The sequence below is a fragment of the Kineococcus sp. AC630 genome (assembly GCF_979255925.1).
Window position 1 is genome coordinate 258,924 of record NZ_CEEDMJ010000004.1, and the last position, 7,896, is coordinate 266,819.

At 73.5% G+C, this 7,896-nt stretch carries 8 protein-coding genes; 5 read left to right on the forward strand and 3 right to left on the reverse strand.

Annotated features, from left to right (window positions below; translation table 11 throughout):
• Nucleotides 1-28 precede the first annotated feature (28 nt).
• The 3 genes from AC0I8G_RS06555 to AC0I8G_RS06565 are packed head-to-tail and all read left to right on the forward strand — an operon-like array spanning nt 29 to nt 3,089.
• Nucleotides 29-877 (forward strand): carbohydrate ABC transporter permease, encoded by an 849-nt coding sequence (locus AC0I8G_RS06555; RefSeq protein ID WP_471729213.1) that lies wholly within the window; start codon nt 29-31, stop codon nt 875-877.
• Complete coding sequence (locus tag AC0I8G_RS06560) at nt 874-2,157, forward strand: family 4 glycosyl hydrolase (RefSeq protein WP_471729214.1); 1,284 nt, start codon at nt 874-876, stop codon at nt 2,155-2,157. The genes AC0I8G_RS06555 and AC0I8G_RS06560 overlap by 4 nt, the downstream gene beginning before the upstream one ends.
• On the forward strand, nt 2,145-3,089 hold the full coding sequence (locus AC0I8G_RS06565; RefSeq protein WP_471729215.1) for an N-acetylglucosamine kinase: 945 nt from the start codon (nt 2,145-2,147) through the stop codon (nt 3,087-3,089). Before AC0I8G_RS06560 ends, AC0I8G_RS06565 begins: the two co-directional genes overlap by 13 nt.
• Before the next feature lie 2 nt (nt 3,090-3,091).
• Here AC0I8G_RS06565 and AC0I8G_RS06570 read toward each other — a convergent pair whose 3' ends face one another.
• Together AC0I8G_RS06570 and AC0I8G_RS06575 are read right to left on the reverse strand one after the other, a co-directional pair.
• The gene (locus tag AC0I8G_RS06570) at nt 3,092-3,517 is read right to left on the reverse strand and encodes a ChaB family protein (protein WP_471729216.1); all 426 of its coding nucleotides are present in this window, start codon (nt 3,515-3,517) and stop codon (nt 3,092-3,094) included.
• A gap of 70 nt (nt 3,518-3,587) precedes the next feature.
• Nucleotides 3,588-5,171: an MFS transporter gene (locus AC0I8G_RS06575; RefSeq protein WP_471729217.1), complete on the reverse strand. Its 1,584-nt coding sequence runs from the start codon at nt 5,169-5,171 to the stop codon at nt 3,588-3,590.
• 78 nt (nt 5,172-5,249) lie between these two features.
• Between AC0I8G_RS06575 and AC0I8G_RS06580 the strand changes: the two genes are divergently transcribed.
• Nucleotides 5,250-5,822: a TetR/AcrR family transcriptional regulator gene (locus tag AC0I8G_RS06580; RefSeq protein WP_471729218.1), complete on the forward strand. Its 573-nt coding sequence runs from the start codon at nt 5,250-5,252 to the stop codon at nt 5,820-5,822.
• Nucleotides 5,823-5,921: 99 nt separating this feature from the next.
• Complete coding sequence (locus AC0I8G_RS06585; protein ID WP_471729219.1) at nt 5,922-7,154, forward strand: sensor domain-containing diguanylate cyclase; 1,233 nt, start codon at nt 5,922-5,924, stop codon at nt 7,152-7,154.
• Nucleotides 7,155-7,209: 55 nt separating this feature from the next.
• Here AC0I8G_RS06585 and AC0I8G_RS06590 read toward each other — a convergent pair whose 3' ends face one another.
• Nucleotides 7,210-7,839 (reverse strand): DJ-1/PfpI family protein, encoded by a 630-nt coding sequence (locus AC0I8G_RS06590; protein ID WP_471729229.1) that lies wholly within the window; start codon nt 7,837-7,839, stop codon nt 7,210-7,212.
• Nucleotides 7,840-7,896 lie beyond the last annotated feature (57 nt).

A 7,896-nucleotide genomic window follows, 5' to 3' on the forward strand; every position in this document is an offset into this window, starting at 1 on the left:
CCAGGTACAGGCACAGCGTCCGACTCCCGTGCGTGTTCCGCGCCGTCGCGTCAGCCGCGCCGAGGTGCTGAGCTGGTGCGGTCTGCACGCCGCTGCGATCGCCATGGCGATCGGCTTCACCGCACCGCTGGTGTTCGTGCTCCTCACGGCGTTCACGAGCGACCAGCAGGCCCTGACGGGGGACCTCTGGCCCCGCAGCTGGCACCCGGGGAACTTCGTCGAGGTGTTCCGCCGGGCGCCGATGCTGTCCTACCTCTGGCACAGCGTGACGTACTCCGTCCTGGCCACGGCCGCCATGCTGGTCTCCAGCGTCCCCGTCGCCTACGCCCTGGCGAAACTCCGCTGGAAGGGGCGCATCTGGAGCTTCCACCTCGTCGTGGTGGCCATGCTCCTGCCGCCGCAGGTCATCGCCGTCCCGATGTACGTGATGTGGGCGAAGCTGGGTCTGACCGGCACGTTGTGGCCGCTGATCCTGCCGAACCTGTTCGGGGACGCGTTCAGCATCTTCCTGCTGCGCCAGTTCCTCGTGGGGATCCCGCAGTCCTACCTCGATGCGGCCCGGCTGGACGGAGCGTCCGAGGTCGGGGTCCTGTTGCGCATCGTCGTGCCGATGGCGCGGCCGGGGATCGCCGCCGCGGGGTTGTTCACCTTCCTGCGGACCTGGAACGACTACTTCGGTCCGCTGCTCTACACCGGGGAGAACCCGGCGAACTGGACCCTGTCGCTCGGTCTCGCCTCGTTCCGCGGCACCCACCAGGTGCAGTGGAACCTCACCATGGCGGCCACCGTCCTCGTCATGGTCCCGGTCGTCCTGCTGTTCTTCGCCGCCCAGAAGTCGTTCATCGAGGGAATCAAGTTGTCTGGAGCCAAGGGATGAAGCTCTCTGTCGTCGGTGGTGGGTCGACCTACACACCGGAACTCGTCGACGGTCTGGTGAACCCGGCCACCCGGGCCGGCACCGGCCTGCAGGTCGAAGAACTCGTCCTCGTCGACACCGATCCCGAACGGCTCGACGTCGTCGGCAGCTTCGCCCGGCGGATGGCCCGGGCGAGCGGCGCCGACACCCGCATCCGGACGACCACCTCGCTGGAGGAGGGCGCCGAGGGCGCGCAGGCGGTCCTCGTCCAGTTGCGCGTCGGCGGGCAGCGGACACGGCGCAGCGACGAGACGTTCCCGCTGGAGTGCGGGTGCCTCGGCCAGGAGACGACGGGGGCGGGCGGGCTCGCGAAAGCACTGCGGACCGTGCCCGTGGTCCTCGAGATCGCCGAGCGGGTCCGCGCCGTCGCCGGTCCCGACGCCTGGATCGTCGACTTCACCAACCCGGTCGGCATCGTCACCCGCAGCCTGCTGGACGCCGGGCACCGGGCCGTCGGCCTGTGCAACGTCGCCGTCAACGCCCAGCGGAACGTGGCCGGCGTCCTGGGCGTGGACCCCGACGACGTGGAACTGCGCCACGTCGGTCTCAACCACCTCAGCTGGGAGACGGCCGTGAGCGTCGCGGGCGTCGACCGGTTGCCCGGGCTGCTGGACGACCACGTGGAGCAGTTGTCCGAGGTGTTCCGCGAGACCCCCGAGCACCTCCGGCTGCAGCGGGCGCTGCCGTCGTACTACCTGCGCTACTTCCACGCCCACGACGTGGTGGTCGCCGAGCAGCAGCAGGAGCCGCCGCGGGCCGACGTCGTGAGCGCGGTCGAATCCGAGCTCCTCGAGATCTACCGCGACCCGACGGTGACGACGAAACCGGAGCAGTTGTCCCGTCGCGGCGGGCGGCACTACTCCCTCGCCGCCCTGCAGCTGGTGGCCGCCCTCCTCGGCGCCCCGCACGACCCGCGGCTCGGTCGGCAGGTCGTCAACGTCCGCAACCGGGGCACCCTGCCGTTCCTCGCCGACGAGGCCGTGATCGAGACCGCCTGCACCGTCACCACCGACGGCCCGGTACCGCTGCCGGTCGGCTCCGTGGACCCGTTGCTCGCCGGCCTCATCGCCCACACCTCGGCCTACGAGGAACTGGCCGTCGAGGCCGCGGTGCGCGGCGGACGGGACCGGGTCCTGCGCGCCCTGCTGGCCCACCCGCTGGTGGGTCAGCACCACCTCGCCGAGCAGCTGACCGACCGGCTGCTGGCCGCCAACGCCCCCTTCCTCGCGTGGACCAGGTGAGCCGGAGCGGTGGCGTCGTCCTGGCGGTCGACGGGGGGAACAGCAAGACCGACGTCGCCGTCGTGGACACCGACGGTCGGGTGCGGGCCCGGGCCCGGGGCGCTGGGCTGTCCGCGCACGCGGTCGGACTGAACGCCGCGGTCGACGGCATCGAGGCCCTCGTCGTCCGGGCCCTCGCCGCCGCCGGCCTGCACCCCGGTCACTCCCACGTGCTGCGGACGGCCGCCTACCTCGCCGGCGTCGACCTGCCCCGGGAACGGGCGGAGATGACCGCCGCGCTGACAGCACGGGGCTGGGCCGCCGCGACGACCGTGGACAACGACGCGTTCGCGGTGCTGCGCAGCGGTTCCGGCGGTGACGGGGTGGCGGTCGTCTGCGGTGGGGGGATCAACGCCGTCGCCGTGCACCGCGGCCGCAGCGTGCGGTTCCCGTCCCTCGGGACCCTCTCGGGGGACTGGGGAGGCGGCCAGCAACTTGGCACCGCAGCGCTGGGCGCCGCCGCCCGCCACGCCGACGGGCGTGGGCCGCGGACCGCGCTGCACGACGTCGTCCTCGCGCACTTCGGCGCGACCCGCGTGCTGGAGGTCATCGAGGCCGTCCACTTCGGGACCGTGCCGATCGCGCGTCTGGGTGAGCTGGCCCCCGCGGTGTTCACCGTCGCCCCTGCGGACGCGGTGGCCGCGACGCTCGTCACCCGCCTCGCCGAGGAGGCAGCGGCCTACGCGCTGGCGGCCCTGCCCCGGTTGGGCGTCACCGCCGCGGAAGAGGTGCGCCTCGTGCTGGGCGGGGGCATCTTCCGGGGGCAGCCCGCGTTCGCCGACGACGTCGGACACCGGGTCCGCACCGACTACCCCCTCGCCCGCACGGTCGTCGCGTCCGCCGACCCGGTGCTCGGCGCAGCGGCCCTCGGCCTCGACGCCCTGCACGGCTGAGGTCAGTCCCGCGCCTTCGCCGTCGCCGCGTCGTTGGCCTTCCGGATCGCCTCGACCAGTTCGGCCTTCGTCATCGACGACCGGCCGCGGACGTCGAGCTCGCGGGCGATCCCCAGCAGGTGCTCCTTCGTCGCGTGCTCGTCGACCCCGCCCGAGGAGCGTCGGTGGGTGTCGACGTTCCCCTCGGACTGCGGGTCCGACGGGCCCTTCCGGCCGTCCTCCTTGGGCTGCCAGTGGTCCCCGACCTTCTCGTGGGTGTGCTTGACCGCACCCCACGCGACCCGGTTGGCCCGGCCGCTGTCGTGGTACTGCTCCTCGGCGGAGTCGTGGGTCTTGGCGAACGTGTCCTTGGCCTTCTGGTCCGAGCGCTGCAGCGTGCTCGGCAACTCGCTCTCGACGGGCTTGCCCGATCGCGTCGTCTTCGGCATGGGTCGACGGTAGGACGGGGTCGCGCCGTCGACATCCCGAGAGCTCCGGGCCAGGTCGGGCCAGGTCGGTTCAGCGCGTGGTGACCGGCACCTCGGCCTGCGCGCGCGGCCGCAGCGAACGCCACACGACCAACGCGGCACCCGCGGTGAGCAGGGCCCCGGCCACCGCCGTCGCGTCCAGACCGTGGGCGAACGCCGCCCGCGCCGAGTCCAGCAGCACCGATCCGTCGGGCAGGGCCGCCGACACCTCGACCGCCCCGCCGAGGGTCTCCCGCGCGGCGGACACCTGCTCCGCGGAGGCGCTCGCAGGGACCTCGATCCGGCTGCGGTAGAACGCGTTCAGCACACTGCCCAGCACCGTCGTCCCGAGCACCGCGCCGACCTCGTAGGCCGTCTCCGAGATCGCCGACGCCGCACCGGACCGTTCCGCGGGCGCCGCGGAGAGGATCGCGTCGTTGGTCAGCGTCTCGGCCAGACCCGCCCCCGCGCAGAGCACCACGAACGCTACGGCGAGCTGCAGCGCCGCACCCGAACCGGAGCCCGACCCCAGGAACGCCATGATCACGTAGCCGAGCATCCCCAGCAGCAGACCGGTCGCGATGAGCAGGTCGAGGCGCAGGCGGCGGGCCAACCGCGCCGCGAGCAGCCCCGACCCGAAGGTCACCACGGCACCCGGCAGCAGCAGCAACCCGGCGGTCAGCGGGCGCAGCCCCAGGACCAGCTGCAGGTACTGCGAGACCGCGAACAGCATCCCCGTCATCCCGCAGATGCTCATGAGGTTGGCCAGCACGGAGCTGCGGAAGACCGGCAACCGGAACAGGTCGACGTCCAGCAGGGGGTCGGCCAGCGTCAGCTGCCGGCGCACGAACACGACGCCCAACCCGACGCCCACGGCGATCGTCGCGACCGGGGTCGTCTGGACGCCGTGCTCGGCGAGGGTCTTGATCCCGTAGACCAGCGCGGTCAGTGCCAGGATCGAGACGACCACGCTCAGCACGTCGATGCGGCCGTGCGCGGCGGCCGTGGGGCGCTCGCGGACGAGCAGCGGCACGAGCACCAGCAGCGCGACCATGAACGGCACGTTGAGCAGGAAGACCGAACCCCACCAGAAGTGCTCCAGCAGCCAGCCGCCGACGATCGGACCCAGCGCGCCACCGGCGGCGAACCCACCGGCCCAGACGGCGAAGGCCGTCCGGCGCTGCTCGCGGTCGGTGAAGGTGCTGCGCAGCAGCGACAACGTCGACGGCATGAGCGTCGCGCCGAAGACGCCGAGGGCGATCCGGGCGGCGATGAGGGCCGTCGCGGTGTCCGCGAAGGCCGCGACGAAGGAGACGACACCGAACCCGGCACCCCCGATGAGCAGCATCCGCCGCGCGCCGTAGCGGTCACCGAGCGTGCCCATCGTGACGAGCAGACCCGCGATCGCCAGCGAGTAGCCGTCGACGATCCAGAGCAGCTGGGTGCCGGTCGGGGCCATCGCCTCGCTGATGGCCGGCAGCGCGAAGCTCAGGACGGTCATGTCGATCGAGATCAGCAGCACGGGCAGGACCAGCACCGCGAGCGCCGCCCACTGCCGACGCGTCGTCGCGGGCACGCCCGGGTCCACCGGGAGCTCGGCGGGACGGCGTGCGGAGTGCTGGGTGGGCGGGGTCATGCTCTCGTTCCTCGAGTCGGTGGTCCCTCTACTGTACCGTCCGGACGGTACAGTGCAAAGTCGTTTACCCTGCTCCGAATGGCCCGTGACCCCGCCGCGACGCGCGACCGCCTCGTCGACGCCTTCGCCGAGATCGTCGTCGGCAGCGGTGCCCGCTCGGCCACGCTGGAGGCCGTCGCCGCCGCGGCCGGCGTCTCCAAGGGCGGTCTGCTCTACCACTTCGGGTCCAAGGACGCCCTCGTCGACGGCCTGCTGGAGCGGCTGCGGAAGCTGGCCGCCGAGGACCTCGAGCAGATGCGCACCGCCCCCGAGGGACCCGCCGTCTACTACGTGCGCACCTCCGCCACCGAGGGCCTGCAGGGCGACGAGGTGGTGGACCCGCTGAGCCGGGTGATCATCGCCACCATGCGGCTGGCCCAGGAGGGCGACACCCGCACGGTCTCGGCCTACGCGGCGATCAACGAGGCCTGGCGCCAGCTCATCGAGGTCCAGGTCGGCGGCGACCGCGTGCTCGCGCGCCTCGTGCAGTGCATCGGCGACGGCCTCTGGGCCTCCTCCTCGATGGGCATCCCCACCCCCGACCTCGACGACGTCGTCGCCCGCGTCCAGCAGCTCGTCGAGTCCAGCCAACACGCCGACGGCGGGGCCTGAGCCACCCGTTCAGCCCCTCGCGCCGCGCCGCGCCGCCGCCGAAGTTCCAGGGGTAGGGCCTCTCGGGGTCACGGACGGACTCCACGAGGGGGCGACGCGGTGCAGCTCGAGCAGCGGGACGTGGCGAGCCGCTTCCTCGACCGCTTCCCGGACCCCACCTGGTCGCTCGACCACGACGGGCTCCTCGTCGGCTGGAACACCGCCGCCGAGAACGTCTTCGGCCGCACCGCGGCCGAGGTCCTCGGCACTCCCGTGCTCGACGTCCTCGGGCAGGTCCCCCCGACCACCGGTCCCGTCGAGCTGCACGACTCCCTCGGCCGCCTCGTCCACGGGGCCGTCGTCACCTGGAGCGTCGACGAGGTCCGCCACACCGCGCTGCGCGTCTCCACGGGCGACGCCGGGGTCGTCAGCCGCCGCCTCCTGGAGGGGCTGTTGGAGCACGTCAGCGACGCGATCGTCACCGTCGACGCCGAAGGTCTCGTCCTGTCCCTGAACAAGGGCGCCGAGAAGCTCTACGGGGTCACGGCCCACGACGTGGCCGGGCGTCACGCCCGCACCCTGGTGCGCTCCACGGGGACGTCCGCGGACCACGACGCGATGCGGACGGCGCTCGTCGCGGGGGAACCCTGGTACGGCGTGGAGGTGCAGATCACGACCCACGCCGGCCGCGAGATCGTCGTCGACAGCGCGGCGACCGCCGTCCTCGACCCCGGCGGTGCCTACGTCGGCGCGATCCTCGTCAGCCGCGACATCACCCCGGTCCGCGAGCTCGAGCAGTCGTTGCGCGCCGCGACCCGAGCCCTGCGGGACCGGGCCTCGCAGATCGCGAAGGCCACGCACCGCGACTCGCTCACCGGCGTCGCCGCCCGCAGCCTGCTGCAGGAACGTCTCGCCGCGGCCCTCACCGCCGCCGCCGAGAACGACGAACCGGTCTGGGTGCTCGCCACGGACCTCGACGGCTTCCGCGCGGTCAACGACTCCTACGGCCTGGCCACCGGCGACGCCGTCCTCATCGCCTTCGCCGCGCACCTGCGCGCCGCACTGCCGCCGAGCGCGACGGCCGGTCGCCTCGGCGCCGACGAGTTCGCCGTCGTGCTCCCCGGCCTCGACGAGGAGGAGGCCGCCCGCCTCGCCCGTGCGGTCACCGGCTGGACCCCGCCCACTCCGCTGCCCACCCGCGGTCGACGCAGCGACGACCCCGACGTCGGCGTCACCGTCGCCGTCGTGCGCGCCACGCCGCTGGAGTGCCGCTCACCGTTCGACACCGGCGTGCGTTCGCTGTTGCAGCGGGCCGAGGACGCCGTCGCGGCGGCCAAGCGCCCCACCCCCTGATCCGGGCCCGTCGCGGTCGCCGAACGCGGGTCCGGCGTCGCCGTGCCCGGTGCGTTCACGCCGAGGTGCTGGTCTCGTCCGGGTCCTGGCGCCAGGCGTAGTCCATCTGGCGTGCGGTGGCCGCGGCCAGGTCGTGACCGGCGAGTCGGGCCACCAGGTGCAGGGCGAGGTCGAGGGCGGCGCTGATGCCGGCGCTGGTGGCCAGGTCGCCGTGGTCGACGAAGCGCACGTCGTCCCGCACGTCCAGGTGGGGCCAGCGGGCGCGCAGGTCGTCGACGTCCTCCCAGTGGGTGGTGACGGGGCGGTGGTCGAGCAGGCCGGCGGCCGCGAGGACGAAGGCGCCGGTGCACACGGAGGCGATCACGCGGGCGTGGCGGCGGCTGTGCTGCAGCCACGCCAGCAGCTCCCGGTCCCGGGCCACGTCGTCCACCACGCCGCCGGGGACCAGGACCACGTCACAGGTGGGGGCGTCGTCGAGGTGGTGGTCGGCGCCCAGTCGCAGCCCCCCGCGTGCCCGTGCTCCCGGGGCCCCGGCGCCGCGCCCGCCGGTGGCGACGAGGGCCACCTCGAAGGGGGCGGGTCGCCCGGCGCGGGCAGCGAGGCGGTTGGCGACGCAGAACACCTCGAAGGGGCCGCAGGCGTCCAGCACCTCCACCTCGTCGAAGAGCACGATGCCCACGCGGATCGCTGCGTGGGCACCGGGGGCCGAGGTGGCCGGGAGGTCGGGCGCGGGGCGCGGGGT